Genomic DNA, 17676 nt, shown 5'->3' on the forward strand with positions numbered 1-17676 from the left:
AGGAGCGACCTATGGAAAAATCATTTACGTACGAAAAATTCGCCTCTGACGGCACATTAACATTACTTGACCCATTATTTACCCTGATCTTAATCTTTTCCGCACTTTTTGTGATTGTGCAACTACGCTTTACAGTAAATTCAAAAATCATGCTTTTTATTGGGGCGTTTATTATTTTATTAAGTGCACAAATGCTTTCGATTACTGGCATTTTAGCAGATGAAATAAATTTAAGTAGTTCACAAAAAAACTTTTATATGTTCATCGCTATTGTCATCATCCAGCTTGGTTTAATAATCTACTCTTTCATCAAGGAAAAGAAGAAAAAATAGTGCACATAAATTGAGCTACCCATTTCATTAAAAAGGGTAGCTCGTTTTCATATACATAAAAAGGACCAAATGCTTTCTGCTCAGGATTCACAATAGCTCCTTCAATAAAATAGTAGTACAAACTATAAACTTTGTTTGTACTACTATTAATTAATTGATTATTTTCTATTTAATGTGTTTTCGTTTTTGTCGCTACAACAAAGGCTGCTAACACTGCTAAAATGACAACAATAAACGGTGCATAAAAAATTAATAAGTCATTCATTGTAACCTCTCCTTATACATGCGTTTCATCTTCCCCTGAAATATAGCCTTTATTGAAAATAAACAACTTAAACACTAAATACATGGAAGGAATAAGTAAGCCAAGACCTGCTATAAACGCGACAACAAGTGCAATCGCCATCGCTTCATTTGTAAAGCTATCATGGATTGTTAAATATGGGTAAAGTAAATATGGATAATGCGATATCCCGTACGCAAAGAAGGCGGTCGCAAACTGTAAAAACATGACTACTACAGCTAATCCATACTTAACTTTTGCCCAAAGTAACCAAATTGTCGCTAAAAACATAATTCCTGATACGATGAATAACCAAGAGATGTCTACCATTTGCTCATAATGCCAATTTCCTGTAGCTTTCAGTTCAATAATAATCCCAAAAGCACTAACGATTAAAGGGATCGCCCAAACAAGAGCATACTTACGCATTAAATCGCTCGCTTTTCCATCGCCAGCCTTTTTCGCATACCATGTTAAAAAGACAGCTGAAATGTAAAGGACGGCGGTTATACTTAAAACGACAATGGACCAAGCGAGTGGACTTGTAAAGAGCGTTAAGTAATCGAGTTTCGGACCTGCTTCGTTCATTGTCACAAAACCACCCTCAGAAATCGTTAAAACAACAGATAATGATGCAGGAATGAATAAACCCGCTAAACCATATGCAACCGCGTACCCTTTATGACCTCTTAAACCACTGTAAGATTCAAACGCATAATAGCTGCCTCGTATTGTGAGTAAAATTAAAGCAATCGATGCTGGCACCAATAAAACTGTACCGTAGTAGTAAGCTGTTTGTGGGAAAAAGCCGACAATTCCAACGAAGAAAAATACTAAAAATACATTTGTAATTTCCCATACCGGCGATAAATAACGCTTAATAACTTTTGATAAAATCTGATTTTTCCCTGTTACAAGGCTATAAGCGTTGAAAAATCCAGCTCCGAAGTCAATGGATGCTACTATGACATAGCCAAACAAGAATATCCACAAGACAGAAATTCCTAATATTTCTAACCACATTATTTCGCACCGCCTTTACGTAATGCTAATTCCTTTTCAACAGGGTTATTTTTAAACATTCGACGTAATACTACGATACTACCAATCCCTAATACTAAGTAGACAAGACCAAATGCAATAAATAACCATTCTACCCCTGTTGCGGTAGTTGCTCCTTCTTCGGTACGCATAATACCATATAAGATCCATGGCTGACGACCTAGCTCGGCTAACCACCAACCTGCTTCAATTGCAACGAGGGATAAAGGACCACTTAATACAATGAACCATCTAAATAACCGAGATTCAACCCATTTCCATTGTCGCCATTTCCCTATCACAAAGGACATTGATAAGAAAATCATCAGCATGCCTATTGATACCATTACATCAAAGAAGTAGTGTGTAATGAGCGGTGGTCGTTCATCTTCTGGAAATTCTTCAAGTCCTGTCACTTCCGCATTAAAATCATTGCTTGCTAAGAAGCTTAATACTTTCGGAATACGAATCTCATATTTTACCTCATCCCCATCAAGTACACCAAAGAAGATTAGATCGGCACCTTCTTCTGTTTCAAAGTGCCATTCTGCTGCAGCTAATTTTTCAGGCTGATATTCCGCTAAATATTTCGCTGAAAAATCGCCAACAATTGCCGTAGCAATTGAGAATATAATACCGAGCTTCATCATTAAATAAAGCGCTTTTTTATGATAAACTTGTTCTTCCCCTTTTAGTAGTTTGTAAGCGGCAATCGCTGCTAAAATAAAGGCTACTGTCATGAAGCTTGATGTTAAAACATGCCCAATTTTTGTAGGCATTGCAGGTGTAAACATTGCTAAAATCGGTTGAATATTAATAAGCTCTCCACCAACAATATCAAAACCTCTTGGCGCGTTCATGAAAGCATTAACAATCGTAATAAACACCGCTGACATGGATGCTCCAATTGCTACTGGAATAAGCAGTAACATATGGTGTTTTGGATTTTTAAATCGGTCCCATGTATATAAATAAATTCCTAAAAAGATTGCTTCAAAGAAAAATGCAAAAGTCTCCATGAAAAGTGGTAACGCAATAATCTGACCTGCTATTTCCATAAATTGCGGCCATAAAAGAGACAGCTGTAACCCAATAACTGTACCAGTCACTACTCCAACCGCTACTGTAATGGTAAATCCTCTTGCCCATCTACGTGCCATTAAAGTATAGTGTTCGTCATTTCTTTTATATCCAACATATTGTGCAATCAAAATCATCAGTGGCACACCGACACCTAGTGTTGCAAAGAGTATATGGAAGGATAATGTTAACTCTGTAAGTGCTCTACTCCAAAACACTGCTGAATTTTCCATTTTATTTGCCTCCTATCTCTAAAAAATTGCTGAAACAATTACAACCATCACAATTGACGATACTATGAAACTTACAACCCTAAATTTTTTACTCATATATACTCACCTCTTATAAAATATCTATCCATGTTTTTATCGCTGTGCCTAAAATTAAAATAGCTAAAATAAATTGCAACATTTTAACGTTTAATTTATTGCCCAGTTTAGCACCAAGTGGAGCTGCAATAATACTTGCAATAATCATGACAGTTGCAGGTCCGTAATCAATTTGACCTGTCATCACTTTCCCAACGGTTCCACCAATCGATGAAATAAACGTTACGGCTAAACTAGTCGCAATTGTCATACGTGTTGGTATTTTTAGCACCACTAATAAAATTGGTACTAGTAAAAATCCGCCCGCCGCACCGACGATACCAGATCCGATACCTACGATAAAGGCTAATCCTGCTGCTACTAGTTTGTTAAATGAGATTTCATGGATGGATTGATCATCAATTTGTTTTTTAGGAATAAACATCATGATGGCTGCAATAAGCGCCAAAAGCCCGTAAACAAGATTCACTGCACCTTCTGATAAATAGCCCGATCCAAAACTACCGATAAAGCTACCAATTAAAATGGAGCCTCCCATATACATGATCAATTCTTTATGCAATAATCCACTTTTTCTGTAAGCCCACACACCCGCAATCGATGCGAAAAACACTTGAATTGCACTAATACCTGACACTTCATGTGCAGAGAATGCGGCTAATCCAAATAATGGTGGAATGTAAAGTAGCATTGGATATTTAATAATTGAGCCCCCGACACCAACCATTCCAGATACAAAGGAGCCAATAAAGCCAATTAAAAATATGACAACGATGAACGAAAGATCCATCGTACACACCTTCCTTCTAACTAATTTAAATTAAGTATAGTAAGGTTTGTCATCATTAAATATAGGGGTTTACCACTATAACCGCTTTAAAAGCCAATCAAATTTGACGTTTTTTTCACATAAAAATACCCAACATTAAAGTGTGATGATTACTTTAAGTTGGGTTGATTTTCTTATTGTATATAGCCATTCGTAATACCGTATTGAATTAACTCTGCTTTACTTTTTAAGTTTAACTTTTGCATAATGTTAGATTTATGACTCTCTACTGTTTTTGAACTAATAAACAATTTTTCAGCTATTTGCACATTTGTATAGCCTAAAATTGTTAGACGCACAATTTCTTGCTCCCGTGTAGAAAGAACATCTGCTTTTTGATTTCCTTTATTTTTAAATAACTTTTCAATCTGTTCCTTAGGTAGACCTACTTCATAATAAGCTTTATGATTATAAACGTTTTGAATTGCCTCGTACATAATACCACCCTGGCTATTTTTTAAAATGTAGCCATCTGCCCCGATTTCTATTGCTTGTTGAATATAGGCAACTTCATTATGCATTGTTAAAATAATAATCTTAATTTCAGGTAAATTCTTTTTTATTTCCTTTGTTGCCGTAAATCCATCAATTCCATTCGGTATTGAAATATCCATTAAAATAACATCTGGACTCGTCTGGTAAGCTAATTGAATCGCTTCCTCTCCGTCACTTGCTTCTCCTACTACGGAAATATCTACGTGATTTTCAAGTAACAGTGCTATGCCCCTTCGAATAAGAACATGGTCATCTACTAATAATACTTTAATCATTTTGTGGTCTCCACCTTGGTAAAACGATCGTAATACTTGTACCGTTTCCTAAATTTGAATGAATTTCGAACTTGCCGCCCAATAGATCAATACGCTCTTCCATATGTTTCAATCCTAAGCCTGCACTCTTAATTTTTCCTCGGTCAAATCCGATGCCATCATCGACAATATCCATATAAATATGTGTTTTGTCCTTCACAATACGAATTTGAACATGACTAGCATTTGCATATTTCACTATATTATGGAGTGCTTCTTGAATAACTCGATATAAGTTAATTTCTACGACCGGATCACATCGATTTAAACCTTTTGTTATTAAATCAATTGTAAGTGAAGGTAGATTTTTCATAATATTGTCTATCATCATCTGAATTGTTGGTTCTAAGCCTAATTGATCTAGACTATGTGGACGTAATTGATGTGAATACGCATTAATATCATCCATCGCCTTTTGAAGTTCATCCTGCACTTCGTTAATATATGTATTCAGTTTTGGGTTATCTTTTACAAATGATTCAACTGCTTGCAACGCAACAGATACTGTAAATAAAGATTGCCCTATCCCATCATGTAATTCTTGTGCCAGACGTTTGTGCTCCGATTCTTTTGCTTCAATAAGCGCACGAATCATTTTTTTCGTATTTTCAGTTTCTTGGGCTTTTTTAAAGGTTTCTTGATCACGTAATACTAGTAAGTACTCGACTTCACCCGTTTCGTTATTTTCATAAATAGCGGCCGTACTCATTTCCACATCAATTTTTTTTCCATGATATGTTGGCATTTGCGAAAGAAAAGAAGGTACTTCACTATTCGCCATCAAATAGCAAGTTGCCTCACCGTCTTTTTTTTGCCTTGTCATACAAAATGTACAATATGGAACAGAATCTCCAATGTTCCAACCTGTTAGTTTTTTGGCTGCGGGATTCATCATAATAATTTCACGAGTCGCTTTCATAATAATGATTCCATCTTGTATATGTTCATAAATTTCCTGTAAATAATCACTTGGTAAACGAGCAGTCATTTATTCTCATCCCCTTCCTTTATCCATATTCTCACGCACGATTTTTAACATGCCATTTTCTATTTAATATTTTAATACGAAGCGTTGCAAAATAAGTACTAAAAGGTACCCTCTCTTAAGAAGGTACCCATAACGATTATTTTATTTCATTTTTCCAACGACTATAGCCACCTGTCATATTCACTAAATTATGAATACCATTGGCTTTTAAAATACTTGCCGCAATTGCTGAACGTCCTCCTGCCTGACATTGGACAATTAATTTTTTTTCTGGAACTTCTGAAAGTCTGTTCTTTAACGTACCTACCATAATGTGCTGAGCACCTTCAATATGACCTTCGTTGAATTCTGTTAAATTTCGAACATCAATCACTTCGACATCTTCAGATTCCATTAGAACTTTTGCTTCAGATGGTGTTACATTTTCATAGCTATCTAATGTAAGTGATTGTTCAACAATTAAATTCACATTCGCATAACCTAGCACTAAATCAATACCAATAGAATGTAAAGCAATCATCATTTCTTCTAAATATTCTTCATCCTCAACTAAAAGATATAATGGTTTTTGGTAGTCGACAATCCATCCCATCCAATTCGTAAAAGAGTTATTGAATGGAATATTTACCGTTCCCTTAATATGTCCTTCTGAGAAGCTCTCTGCATTTCGGGTATCTACTACTAAATGACCAGCTTCTAAAATTTCATTAATCTGTTCTACCTTCGTGATTACTTCGAGTGTAGGTAGATTTTTTAAGAGCTCGATTCCAATTTTATTAACCGATTTCATAATAGCAAAATAATATGGTGGTTCTGGCTGGCCGTCTAACAATCCTTTTACAAAATCAGCTTCATTGTCAAACTGCATTGCCCAGTTAAATTGTTTCTCATAGCCTACTGTTGTAGATGGAACAGCACCTAACGCCTTACCACAGGCACTACCCGCTCCATGAGCTGGCCATACTTGTAAATAGTCTGGTAACTGTTTGAAGCGTTCGACAGATTGATACATCACTTTTGCTCCTGAATCAGCTGTCCCTTGAATACCCGCTGCCTTTTCAAGTAAGTCTGGTCGTCCAATATCGCCAGCGAAAACAAAGTCACCTGTAAAAATCCCGATAGGCTTATCTGCCGCGGCACCATCCGTTAATAAAAATGAAATTGACTCTGGTGTGTGACCTGGTGTATGCAAGACCTCAAAAACAAGTTTCCCTAGCTCGAACTTGTCCCCATCCTTTAAAAGGACATGATTGATATTTTCTAAATTCGTATATTTCCAACTCTCATCCCCTTCGTCAGAAATATACATCGTCGCACTGAAACGATCTGCTAATTCACGTGAACCCGCTACAAAATCAGCATGAATATGCGTTTCTAATGCACCCACAATTTTCATATTTTCTTTATTTGCTACCTCAATATATGGCGTAATATTACGCATCGGATCCACAATTACAGCTTCACCTTTTTGCTGACACCCTATCATGTAGGAAGCATGTGCTAATTTTTCATCATAAAAATAACGTAGTAACATATACCATTCACTCCTATTCGTTGTTTTTATTCAAGACCTTCAATGTTGCTTGGATATATTTTAAAGATGTTTGTACACCTGGGTCTTTTAACCATTTCATTAACGTAAATAATTTTATTGGTTCCTCAATTGTTTTCACTTCTTGTTGTACTTCTTTCAATAAATCAAAGCCTTGTTTCCCTTTTGTAATTACAGGATCTGTATATTCTTTTAAGCTTTGTTTGGCATAATCGAGAGAAGTTTCATCTGTTAAGATCGACGTAGCAAAATTCAATAAATTCTCTACTTGATTTAATTTCTCGAGCACATTTGGTAGCTTTTCGAGCAACTCCAATAATGCTCCTAGCGTGTGAATATTAATATCATAACTTCTAAAAATTTCTTCATATTTATTAAGTGCATTATCCGCTAATACGGCTTGGCCAAATGCGCTAAGATTATTCATAGCTTCTAAATTCTTCGTATACTCCGGTAATTTTTCTAATAGAGAAAGTAGCGCTGTTTGCGTAGCAGGGTTATTTAATTGTTCTAGTAGAGGGTTATGTTCCACTATGCACACATCCTTTCTACATCGTTCCTTTTAACATGCCGTTCCAGTACATTAAAGGAAGGAGGTCTTTTTTCATTACATACATACTTGTTCTCTCTACAGCTTGGTTAAATGGCATTGACTCTGCAGGCTCTTTTGAATAATCAAATTCTGCTAAAATTAATTTGTTATACCCTGTAACAATCGGACAGGATGAATAACCGTCATAGTGATGTGTAGTAGGCTGGTTTCGAATAGAAGCGACAATATTTTCCGCTACGACAGGTGCTTGTTTGCGAATCGCTGCCCCTGTTTTAGATGTCGGTAAGCCAGCACAATCACCTAATCCAAATATGTTAGCAAACTGCTTATGCTGTAGCGTGTGCATGTCCACATCTACCCAGCCATCCTCATTTGCTAAAGTGCTTTCTGCAATAAAGCGTGGTGCTCTCATATACGGCGTAACATGAATCATGTCGTATTTTATTTCCTCTTTTTCACCTGTTTCTAAATTCTCAAAAATAGCTAATTTTTCATTCGCTTTAATTTCAATTAAATTTCTTCTAAAACGAGCATCAATCTTTTTACGATCAATTACTTTTTCTAAAGCGTTTCGATACTTTATGACATCAAAAATGGCTGGGTTAGCAGAGCCAAATACGACATTGATATTTTTACGTACACCCTTATGTTGGAAATAGTCTTCTGCTAAATGCATAATTTTCTGTGGCGCTCCCCCACACTTCACAGGTGAATTCGGATGTGTGAAAAGGGCTGTACCAGTTTTAAAGTTGCGTATCGTTTCCCACGTATAATCAACATGTTCAAATGAATAGTTACTACATACAGACTTCGTACCTAACGCCTCTTTCAATCCTTTAATAGCACCCCAGTTAATTTCGATGCCTGCTGCTACAACTAAATAATCATAATTAAGTACTGTTTCGTCCTTTAATAACACTTGATTTTTGTGAGGAACAAATGCTTCCACATATTCATTAATCCAAACGGCGCCATCTGGTATTACAGATTCCATAGAACGCTCTGAATCTTCTTTTTTGGCTGCTCCACCACCAACTAATGTCCATAGCGGTTGATAGTAATGATTTTGGGCTGGATCAATAATCGCAACCTCATTGGCTAAACTTTTTGATTTATTGAGAAGTCGGGCAGCGACTGAAATCCCAGCAGTTCCACCACCTACAATGATGACTTTAAAAGAGCTTCTCATTATATATAAACCTTCTTTCTGATAATCTTTTATTCTTTACACACACATCATAAGGAAAATCAAAAATAAATAGTATAGGGGTTTCCCCCTAATCAAACAAACTTTTTTAGTGGTAAACCCCTAGTTTTCTTTTACACAAATTTGATTATTATATAGGAAAGGAGATGATTAGATGCCATTTTTACAGCATTTAATACGTGTAAATAAATCCAAAATCATTATTTTATTTTTCTTATCACTATTTTTGGGTGGTAGTATTCTTTTACAAGGCATTAGCATTGTAGAAATTGTGAACCTTGTCTTTATTGAAAAAGCAGCATTTTCAAATACGTATATATTTTTTTTATTCTTCTTATTAGCAATTATCGTAAGGCTCACGTCACAATTTACAATGGGGCGAGTGGGGGGCTTATTAGCAGCGGGCGTAAAGGTTTCAATCCGAGAGCAATTAATGCAGCATTGGTCATTAATATCGATGGAAAAGCATGTGTCCTTTCAAACAGGGGAAAAAGTAACGCTTTTAGTGGATACAGTAGACCAATTGGAAAGCTATTATAGAGAATACATTCCACAAGTTATTAAAACCGTTGTTGTACCGATTATGATTTTAATTGCGGTCTTCATTGTGCATCCAAATAGTGGGTGGATTATGCTCATTACAGCGCCTTTTGTCCCGATTACTTATATTATTGTTGGGATGCAAACGAAAAAAAAATCAGAAGAACAGTTAGATGCACTCAACCGTTTTTCTGGGAAGTTTTTAGATTTACTGCAAGGTATACAAACGATTCGTTTATTTGGACAAAGTAAACAGCAAGAGAACATTTTAGCAGAAAGTAATGAAGGCTTTATGAGCCGTACATTAAGCGTATTAAAAATTGCTTTTGCCTCTACACTGTTTATTGAACTAATTGCAACACTTGGCATTGGTATAGTGGCACTTGAAATCGGGTTTCAAATGATTGTCTTTAAAACACTTACTTTTGCACCCGCTTTTTTCATTTTGACATTAGCACCCGAATATTATAATTCGTTGAAAGAACTAGGTGCAGCATTCCATACAGGACGAGGAAGCTTAGGGGCTGCAGCATTAATTGAAGAACAATTACAGGAAGTAAAAAAGCCTGTTCAATGGGGAAATCAAAAACTAACTAATCAGCCTGAAATAACGGTTGACAATGCAAGTTTTAAATATGCGAATGGTCCAACAATAGGCCCACTATCATTTACAATTCACCCTGGACAGACGGTTGCATTTATCGGACAAACCGGGCATGGTAAAACAACAATATTGAATCTGTTATCTAGTTTAACGGAGTTAGATACGGGTGAATTGTTTTTAAACAATAACCTTCGGAATACGTATTGTGCAGATGATTGGTACGCACAAACAAGCTATATTTCACAACATCCTTATATATTTTCAGGGACACTGCGGGAAAATATTTGTATGGGGCTTGAAGTTTCAGATGAAGAAATTTTTGCCGCCTTACAAAAATCCTATTTGTTAGATTGGCTAACTACATTACCGGAGGGACTTGACACAGCACTCGGTGAAGGTGGTCTCGGACTTTCTGGTGGTGAGAAGCAAAGGGTTGCGATTGCAAGAGCATTCTTAAAAAATCCGTCCATTGTCTTTTTTGATGAGCCGACTGCAGGATTAGATGTGGTAACCGAACGTTTATTAATAAAATCGATAAAAACACTTCGAGAAATGGCTACCGTTATAATCGCGGCTCATCAGTATGAAAGTATTCGCTTTGCAGATGTCATTTATATTGTTGAAGGCGGGCAAATTATAGCTTCTGGAGCACCAGAATTACTGAAGAATCATCCATTTTACAAAAAAATTACTGCAGGGAGGAAGGAATAATGCAACAGTTATTTAAACTAATCTGGCAAGATAAGAAAGATGTGTTACTTGCATTACTAGCAGGAACGGTTAGTGGTTTAACGGCTGTAGCATTGTTTGCACAAAGTGGTTTGTTAATTTCAAAGGCTGCGCTCATGCCCCCCTTTTACGTTATTTTAATCTTAACAGCCTTCTTAAAACTTTTTGGAGTAACTAAATCAGCCAGTAAGTATGCTGAACGCCTTATCTCACACCGGGTTACATTTAAATTTATTAGTATTGTACGGATGCGATTCTTTAAAAAGCTTCTCCCACAAGCTCATGTGCTTAACACCTATAAAAGTGGTGATTTACTAACACGTATTACAAGTGATGTTGAAATGTTACAAAACTTCTTTTTACGTGTGCTGTACCCACCCTTTATTGCACTGTTTGTTTTTTTTGTAACGATATTATTTACATTATTCTTTTCGCCATGGATTTCACTTCTTTTATTTGTAGGAATCGTGCTTACGAGTATTGTGATCCCGTATATTCTTTATCATCGCCCTTATCCAACCGGCGTATTAGAAAAAAAAGAGCTAACTGTTCAAGCAACAGAATATTTTTATGGCTATCGTGAATTACTTCTCCATAATCAAAATCAGTCGAAAAAAGAAGAATTATTAGCATTGCAAAAAGCCTATGGGACAGCACGAAGAAAGGAACTGAACAAAGAACAAACTTCTTACTTATGGAATCAGTTAGTAGCTTTACTTACAAGCTTTAGTGTTGTTTTTACAGGCGCTTATTTAACGTCTACTGGGGAATTAGAAGGTGTATATTTAGCTCTACTTGTACTCATTTCATTAACTGTTTTTGAATCTGCAGTTCCACTATCAATGGTGCCAATTTTTGCAAGACATACAAAAAAAGCTGTGGATCAACTAGATGAGGTGACCTCACAAGAAATAATTGATGGGACGATTCAAATTCATGATTTAGTAAAAGACATTCAATTACAAAATGTAGCTTATAGCTACCCCTCAGCTACACGGCAAGCTTTAAAAAATATTACGCTTCATATTCGAGCAGGGGAAAAAATTGCAATTATTGGTCCAAGTGGCTCGGGTAAATCAACACTTTTACAACTTCTCATGAAGGAATTTAGAAGAACAGAAGGGGCATTTTTCGTTGGGGACGATGATATTGATTCCATAAGTTCACATTCTATGTATAAACATATGAGTACGATGCTACAGCACAATCACTTTTTCTCTGGGACGATTAGTAGCAATTTACTTTTTGCAAAACGTGATGCAACAGATGATGAGTTACAAATAGCACTTAAGAAGGCCGCGTTAGACAAAGATTTAGAGGATCCGGTTTTTGAAAAAGGCGGGAATCTCTCAGGTGGGGAAAAACAACGTCTTGCCTTTGCTCGCCTATTATTAAAAGAAAGTAACTTATGGCTCGTAGATGAGCCCTTTACAAGCTTAGACGTACAGACAGAAAAAACATTGTTCAACACATTACTGTCAGAAGCAGCTGATAAAACACTTATTATGGTTACGCATAAGCTAACAAACCTAGACCTTTTCCACCGTATTTACGTCATGCAGCAAGGGGAGATTGTTGAATTTGATACACATGATCAATTATTAGCGAACAAAGGACTCTACTATTCAATGTTTCATAAAAAATAGATGATTCCTCTCTTTTAGGAAAAATAAAAAGCCCATAACGCCCATTTTAAATGTAGTAGTCCTTACACGTACATTCGGGAGAATCGTTATGGGCTTTCTTATGTACAACACTACATCAACTATTAGAATAAGTACTCTTTTAAATTCTCCAATGTTGAATCAATACCATTTCGTAATGTTACTTGATCTGCACGACATAACTTCATTGCTTTTTCAATGGCCATTAGGGCATTTTCTAAAAAAGCTTCTACTTGTAAATCCTTATATAATTGTGTTAATACTAACGCTTTATTCCATTGCCAACGCGCATTATGTTCATCCAATTCAATTGCTCGCTCAATGTAAACCATCACGTCGAATGGTGACCAATTAAAACGGTTCATCGTTTGTCCTGCAAATCCATAATATAACGCCTTGTTCGGATTGTGTTTGACTGCTTGCATAAAACAATGCACACTTTCATCATAATGATGTGCCATCAAAAATAAATGCCCTTGTATAAAAAAGGATTGGGCCTTTCGTTCGTCATTAGCATTTTTGGCATCTTCCTCAAGCTGTTTAATTGCATTAGAAAATCGCTCTTCATCTTTAATTGAACGAATTTGCTCCACTTCATCAAGCTCTGGATAAGTTTCATTTGCACGCTCAATACTTTGCGTAACAGTTTTAGTTACTTTTGGGAACTTTTCATATTCATATTTTGAGAACACATTCAAAAATTGCGTGGCCATTTGAGCATTTTCACTATTTTGCTGTAAAATTGCATCATTAAAACATTTTAAAAACTGTCCATCATAAAAATAACGTTCCATAGTTTCCATGAGATTCCCCTACCTTCAACTAAAAATCCTCTATAAGCATAAGAGGGGCTACCAAAGATCAGGTGAAATCTGATTGACTTTGGCAGCCCCTTTTTGTTTAGCTTTATTTTGAAATTGACCCTACTACTTCTGCAACGACAATTTGTGAGCCTAACATTGGAGATTCCGCTTGTTCACCATGTCCACCATGTGAGCTTTCTGGACGTTTATGTGCTTCTTTAAATGCATCACTTTCACGCCATGCTTCAAAGTTTTCTTTTCCTTCCCAATACATCACGACACTCATCTCATCATATTCTTCAAATTGAGTTGCTACTAATACTTCTACTTTAATAAAGCCTTCAAATTGTTGTAAAGGACCTGCCTTAACAAAATTAGGCGCCATTTTATCTGCAAATCCTTTTTTTACTTTAATACGGTTTGTTACAGTAATCATCTGTGACATCTCCTTTAAATATATACGCTAAATTATTTAACATGTTTATTTAATCATTTTCAGAACAGTTGCGCAATGATTAACTCCGCAGTTCATCAATTCATACTACACAAGGAACATAAACCGTTATACTATTTATATAAAGGTAAAATAAAGGATGATTCAACATGAAATTTTCTATTATTGCAACGAGTGACATTCATGGGCATACAGAACGTTTTTCCCAACTTGCCACCATGATTCAAGCACGCAGGCCCGCCCTTCTCATTGATAACGGTGATTTTCTTCAAGGAAGCCATTTAAGCTTTTATTATGAAAACTATTTAGATGAAAAACACCCGCAAATTACATTAGCTAATAAACTCCGCTATGATTTAGCGGTTTTTGGCAACCATGAATTTAATTATCCTTTAAAAACGATTGAAGCAATGCGTGCAGCATGCCAGTTTGAGTGGATTGCAGCTAATATAAAAGATTTTGCAAAACCCTTTTTTATTAAAGAAGTTCATGGTATACGGATTGCCGTTATTGGTGTTGTAACGCATTATACCGCGCTCTGGGATGAGGGAGAAGCAACAAAATCACTTTGCTTTGAGGATGCTTTTTTAGCTGCTCAAAGAACCGTAAAGTTTGTGCGTGAGCATGAACAGGTACAGCTTGTTATTTTAAGCTACCATGGCGGCTTTGAGCGAAATATCGAAACAGGTGACCTAATTGACATAGAAATTGGTGAAAACCAAGCTTATCAAATGCTACAAGAAATTGATGGCATCGATATTTTCATTACGGGGCATCAGCATTTAGAAATTGCGTCAAAGTTTCGTGGAGTTTCTGTCGTGCAACCAGGGTCGAATGGCAAATGCTTTGCTCAAATCGACATTACAATAGAAGATAAGCATATCTCTCATATGCCTTCACTTGTTTATGTAGATACATCAATAGAACAAGTTAACTTCCCTTCTTTTAACGAGTGGAAAAATGAAGTGTTAGGAATTGCGTCAACGAATTTAATATATGAAGATTTTTTCACACCACGCCTTCAAGCAACGACTTATACGCAATTTGTACATAATATGCAATTACATTATACGAATGCCCAGTTGTCTGTGATTGAGCTACCCTATCATTCACATGGGGGGTTTCCAGAAAAAATTACGCGAAAAGATGTTTTACACAATATATCCCGTCAAAACCGGTTGCAAGTTATCCAATTAAATGGTTTAGAAATTCGTCAAGCGATTGAGTTAAGTGCAAGCGTTTTTGCAATTAATTCACAAGGGGCTATCGATTTTAGTATGAACGTCTATTTCCCTGAACCTCAGCCATATACTTATGATATTTGGGGCGGTATTGATTATGAAATTACATTATCAAATCCGGTTGGAAAGCGTTTGACAAAGCTTCAATATGGAAATCAAGACATCCAAGATGAAGATGTTTTTGAAGTGGTCGTCAATAGTTACCGTGCAACAGGTGCACATCAATTTACAATGTTTAAAAAAACGCCTATTCGTGAAACAACGCTGTACGTTCCACACTTAATGATGCAATACATACTACAAACAAGCCCTATTCAAGTAGAAGTGAATAATCATTTTCAATTAAAGAAGTGATTATCACTTCTTTTTTGTATCAACTACTAGTGAAAAGTTCCCCAAAAAAGTAATTAAATTTATAAAAATTCCTTATTTTATGAAACTAAACCCATTTTTATCCGTATAGTTTAGTACAATAATAAAAGGAGGTGACATTGTTGTTTGGTTATTCAATTGAAATAATTTATTTAACAGTTTTAATTGTTATTGGCTGTTGTACAGTTCTCTACTTATTTTTTGCAGATATTGCAGATGGTTCATTTGAAGCAATTCCTTTTTTTGATCCTGCAGTCATTTTATCCTTTATTACTTTTACAGCAGCTGCGGGCTACTTTTTCGAACGTTTCTTCAATTTTTCTAGCCTTACGAACTTTATTATTGCAATTGTTCTCTCCTCAATGTTTACAGCACTACTTTATTATTTTTTACTCGTTCCTTTGCGATCAGCTGAAGTTTCACTCGCATATACAGATGAATCATTAGAAAGTCAATTAGCAAAAGTGATTGTACCTGTACCATTAAATGGATTTGGCGAAATTGTCATCGAAACAGCAAATGGCATTATCTCAAAGCGTGCAGCTAGCTATCATGATGTTGAAATACCATACGATAGCCAAGTACTAATTATTGAAATGAAAGATGGAACTGCCTTTGTTGCGGTCTATGAAAATGAAAACTTTACGGTTTTAAATTAAAGGAGGATGTTTATGTTAACTGGAACTATGTTAGGTGGATTAATTGCGGTAGGTGTCGTGTTATTTTTAATACTAGCAATCGTAGGTGTATACATTACAAAATATAAAACAGCCGGGCCAGACGAGGCTTTAATTGTAACGGGAAGCTATTTAGGTAGCAAAAATGTACATACCGACGATTCTGGAAATCGAATTAAAATTATTCGTGGTGGTGGTACATTTGTGTTCCCTGTATTCCAACAAGCGGAGCCATTAAGCTTATTATCAAGCAAATTAGAGGTGACTACACCTGAAGTTTATACAGAACAGGGCGTACCAGTCATGGCAGATGGAACAGCTATTATTAAAATTGGTGGGTCCATTTCAGAAATTGCTACAGCTGCAGAACAATTTTTAGGAAAAGAGAAGCATGAACGTGAAGGTGAAGCACGCGAAGTATTAGAAGGTCACCTTCGCTCAATTCTAGGCTCGATGACAGTAGAAGAAATTTATAAAAACCGTGATAAATTCTCTCAGGAAGTACAACGTGTCGCGTCACACGATTTAGCGAAAATGGGATTAATTATTGTTTCGTTCACGATTAAAGATGTTCGCGATAAGAACGGATACCTTGAATCTCTTGGTAAGCCGCGTATTGCACAAGTAAAGCGTGATGCAGATATTGCAACTGCAGAAGCGGATAAAGAAACACGTATTAAACGTGCGCAAGCTGCTCAAGAAGCAAAAAAAGCGGAATTAGAGCGAGCGACACAAATTGCAGAAGCCGAAAAAGAAAATCAATTAAAAGTAGCTGAATTCCGTCGCGAACAAGATATTGCAAAAGCCCGTGCCGACCAAGCATATGAACTAGAATCTGCTCGTGCAAAACAAGAAGTTACAGAACAAGAAATGCAAGTTAAAATTATTGAACGTCAAAAGCAAATTGAATTAGAAGAAAAAGAAATTTTGCGTCGTGAGAAACAATATGATTCTGAAGTTAAGAAAAAGGCCGACGCAGATCGTTATGCCATTGAGCAAAACGCGGAAGCACAAAAGCGAAAAGAACTTGCTAATGCAGATGCGGAAAAATATCGTATTGAATCACTTGCAAAAGCGGAAGCGGAAAAAGTTAGATTGGACGGTATCGCAAAGGCCGATTCAGAACGTGCACAAGGTGAAGCAGAAGCAGAGATTATTCGCTTGAAAGGTTTAGCAGAAGCGGAAGCGAAAGAAAAAATAGCAGAAGCATTCGAGCAATTCGGTCAGGCTGCTGTTTTAGATATGATTGTTAAAATGCTTCCAGAATTTGCGAAGCAAATTGCAAGTCCTCTTTCAAATATCGATAAAATTACCGTAGTGGATACAGGGGGCGGCGCCAATGGTGGTGCCGGTAAAGTAACTGGATATGCTACAGATTTAATGTCATCCCTACAAGAAACGTTAAAAGCTTCTTCAGGAATTGATGTAAAAGATCTAATCGAAACTTATGTAGGGAAAAATGCACCTACTAAAGAAGCTTCCATTTTAGACCATACTATTTTTTCAAAAGAAGAGGAACTAGTAAAGAAATAATCAACTGATAAATTGAAAATAAACGTCAAAATGACATAGGAAATTATTATGATTTC

General features: G+C 36.1%; 17 protein-coding genes. 6 read left to right on the forward strand and 11 right to left on the reverse strand.

What is annotated here, in order from left to right; genetic code table 11:
* The first annotated feature begins 11 nt into the window (after positions 1-11).
* Positions 12-332 (forward strand): acyl-CoA dehydrogenase, encoded by a 321-nt coding sequence (locus MKZ17_RS14170; protein ID WP_340724379.1) that lies wholly within the window; start codon positions 12-14, stop codon positions 330-332.
* A gap of 169 nt (positions 333-501) precedes the next feature.
* Here the strand turns inward: MKZ17_RS14170 and cydS are convergent, their stop codons facing one another.
* From cydS to MKZ17_RS14210, 9 genes are all read right to left on the reverse strand, one after another.
* Positions 502-597 (reverse strand): cytochrome bd oxidase small subunit CydS, encoded by a 96-nt coding sequence (gene cydS / locus MKZ17_RS20615; protein WP_445326919.1) that lies wholly within the window; start codon positions 595-597, stop codon positions 502-504.
* 12 nt (positions 598-609) lie between these two features.
* Positions 610-1638 carry a cytochrome d ubiquinol oxidase subunit II gene (locus MKZ17_RS14175; protein ID WP_340724380.1) on the reverse strand — a complete coding sequence of 343 codons (1029 nt, stop codon included), beginning with the start codon at positions 1636-1638 and terminating at the stop codon, positions 610-612.
* Positions 1638-2969, reverse strand: coding sequence for a cytochrome ubiquinol oxidase subunit I (locus MKZ17_RS14180; RefSeq protein ID WP_340724381.1), 1332 nt, complete (start codon positions 2967-2969; stop codon positions 1638-1640). The genes MKZ17_RS14175 and MKZ17_RS14180 overlap by 1 nt, the downstream gene beginning before the upstream one ends.
* Positions 2970-3078: 109 nt before the next feature.
* The gene (locus tag MKZ17_RS14185; protein ID WP_340724382.1) at positions 3079-3855 is read right to left on the reverse strand and encodes a sulfite exporter TauE/SafE family protein; all 777 of its coding nucleotides are present in this window, start codon (positions 3853-3855) and stop codon (positions 3079-3081) included.
* Positions 3856-4028: 173 nt separating this feature from the next.
* Positions 4029-4664 (reverse strand): response regulator transcription factor, encoded by a 636-nt coding sequence (locus tag MKZ17_RS14190; protein WP_340724383.1) that lies wholly within the window; start codon positions 4662-4664, stop codon positions 4029-4031.
* Complete coding sequence (locus MKZ17_RS14195; RefSeq protein WP_340724384.1) at positions 4657-5691, reverse strand: sensor histidine kinase; 1035 nt, start codon at positions 5689-5691, stop codon at positions 4657-4659. Before MKZ17_RS14195 ends, MKZ17_RS14190 begins: the two co-directional genes overlap by 8 nt.
* A 136-nt stretch (positions 5692-5827) precedes the next feature.
* On the reverse strand, positions 5828-7225 hold the full coding sequence (locus MKZ17_RS14200) for an MBL fold metallo-hydrolase (RefSeq protein ID WP_340724385.1): 1398 nt from the start codon (positions 7223-7225) through the stop codon (positions 5828-5830).
* Between the two features lie 13 nt (positions 7226-7238).
* Positions 7239-7775 (reverse strand): hypothetical protein, encoded by a 537-nt coding sequence (locus tag MKZ17_RS14205; protein ID WP_340724386.1) that lies wholly within the window; start codon positions 7773-7775, stop codon positions 7239-7241.
* Positions 7776-7791: 16 nt separating this feature from the next.
* Positions 7792-8985: an NAD(P)/FAD-dependent oxidoreductase gene (locus MKZ17_RS14210; RefSeq protein ID WP_340724387.1), complete on the reverse strand. Its 1194-nt coding sequence runs from the start codon at positions 8983-8985 to the stop codon at positions 7792-7794.
* Between the two features lie 172 nt (positions 8986-9157).
* Here MKZ17_RS14210 and cydD point away from each other — a divergent pair, with 172 nt between their 5' ends.
* Positions 9158-10858, forward strand: a complete 1701-nt coding sequence (gene cydD, locus MKZ17_RS14215; protein ID WP_340724388.1) for a thiol reductant ABC exporter subunit CydD — start codon at positions 9158-9160, stop codon at positions 10856-10858.
* Complete coding sequence (gene cydC, locus MKZ17_RS14220) at positions 10858-12522, forward strand: thiol reductant ABC exporter subunit CydC (RefSeq protein ID WP_340724389.1); 1665 nt, start codon at positions 10858-10860, stop codon at positions 12520-12522. The genes cydD and cydC overlap by 1 nt, the downstream gene beginning before the upstream one ends.
* A 122-nt stretch (positions 12523-12644) precedes the next feature.
* Here cydC and MKZ17_RS14225 read toward each other — a convergent pair whose 3' ends face one another.
* Positions 12645-13343 (reverse strand): O-linked GlcNAc transferase, encoded by a 699-nt coding sequence (locus tag MKZ17_RS14225; protein WP_340724390.1) that lies wholly within the window; start codon positions 13341-13343, stop codon positions 12645-12647.
* Positions 13344-13446: 103 nt separating this feature from the next.
* Complete coding sequence (locus MKZ17_RS14230; protein WP_340724391.1) at positions 13447-13779, reverse strand: heme oxygenase; 333 nt, start codon at positions 13777-13779, stop codon at positions 13447-13449.
* A 167-nt stretch (positions 13780-13946) separates the two neighbouring features.
* Between MKZ17_RS14230 and MKZ17_RS14235 the strand changes: the two genes are divergently transcribed.
* From MKZ17_RS14235 to MKZ17_RS14245, 3 genes are all read left to right on the forward strand, one after another.
* On the forward strand, positions 13947-15392 hold the full coding sequence (locus tag MKZ17_RS14235) for a bifunctional metallophosphatase/5'-nucleotidase (RefSeq protein WP_340724392.1): 1446 nt from the start codon (positions 13947-13949) through the stop codon (positions 15390-15392).
* Positions 15393-15523: 131 nt separating this feature from the next.
* A complete protein-coding gene (locus MKZ17_RS14240) occupies positions 15524-16069 on the forward strand; it encodes a hypothetical protein (protein WP_445326920.1) in 546 nt (181 codons plus the stop codon).
* Between the two features lie 12 nt (positions 16070-16081).
* A complete protein-coding gene (locus tag MKZ17_RS14245) occupies positions 16082-17620 on the forward strand; it encodes an SPFH domain-containing protein (protein ID WP_445326921.1) in 1539 nt (512 codons plus the stop codon).
* The last annotated feature ends 56 nt before the right edge of the window (positions 17621-17676 follow it).

The sequence above is a fragment of the Solibacillus sp. FSL R7-0682 genome (genome assembly GCF_038005985.1).
Taxonomy (GTDB): Bacteria; Bacillota; Bacilli; order Bacillales_A; family Planococcaceae; genus Solibacillus.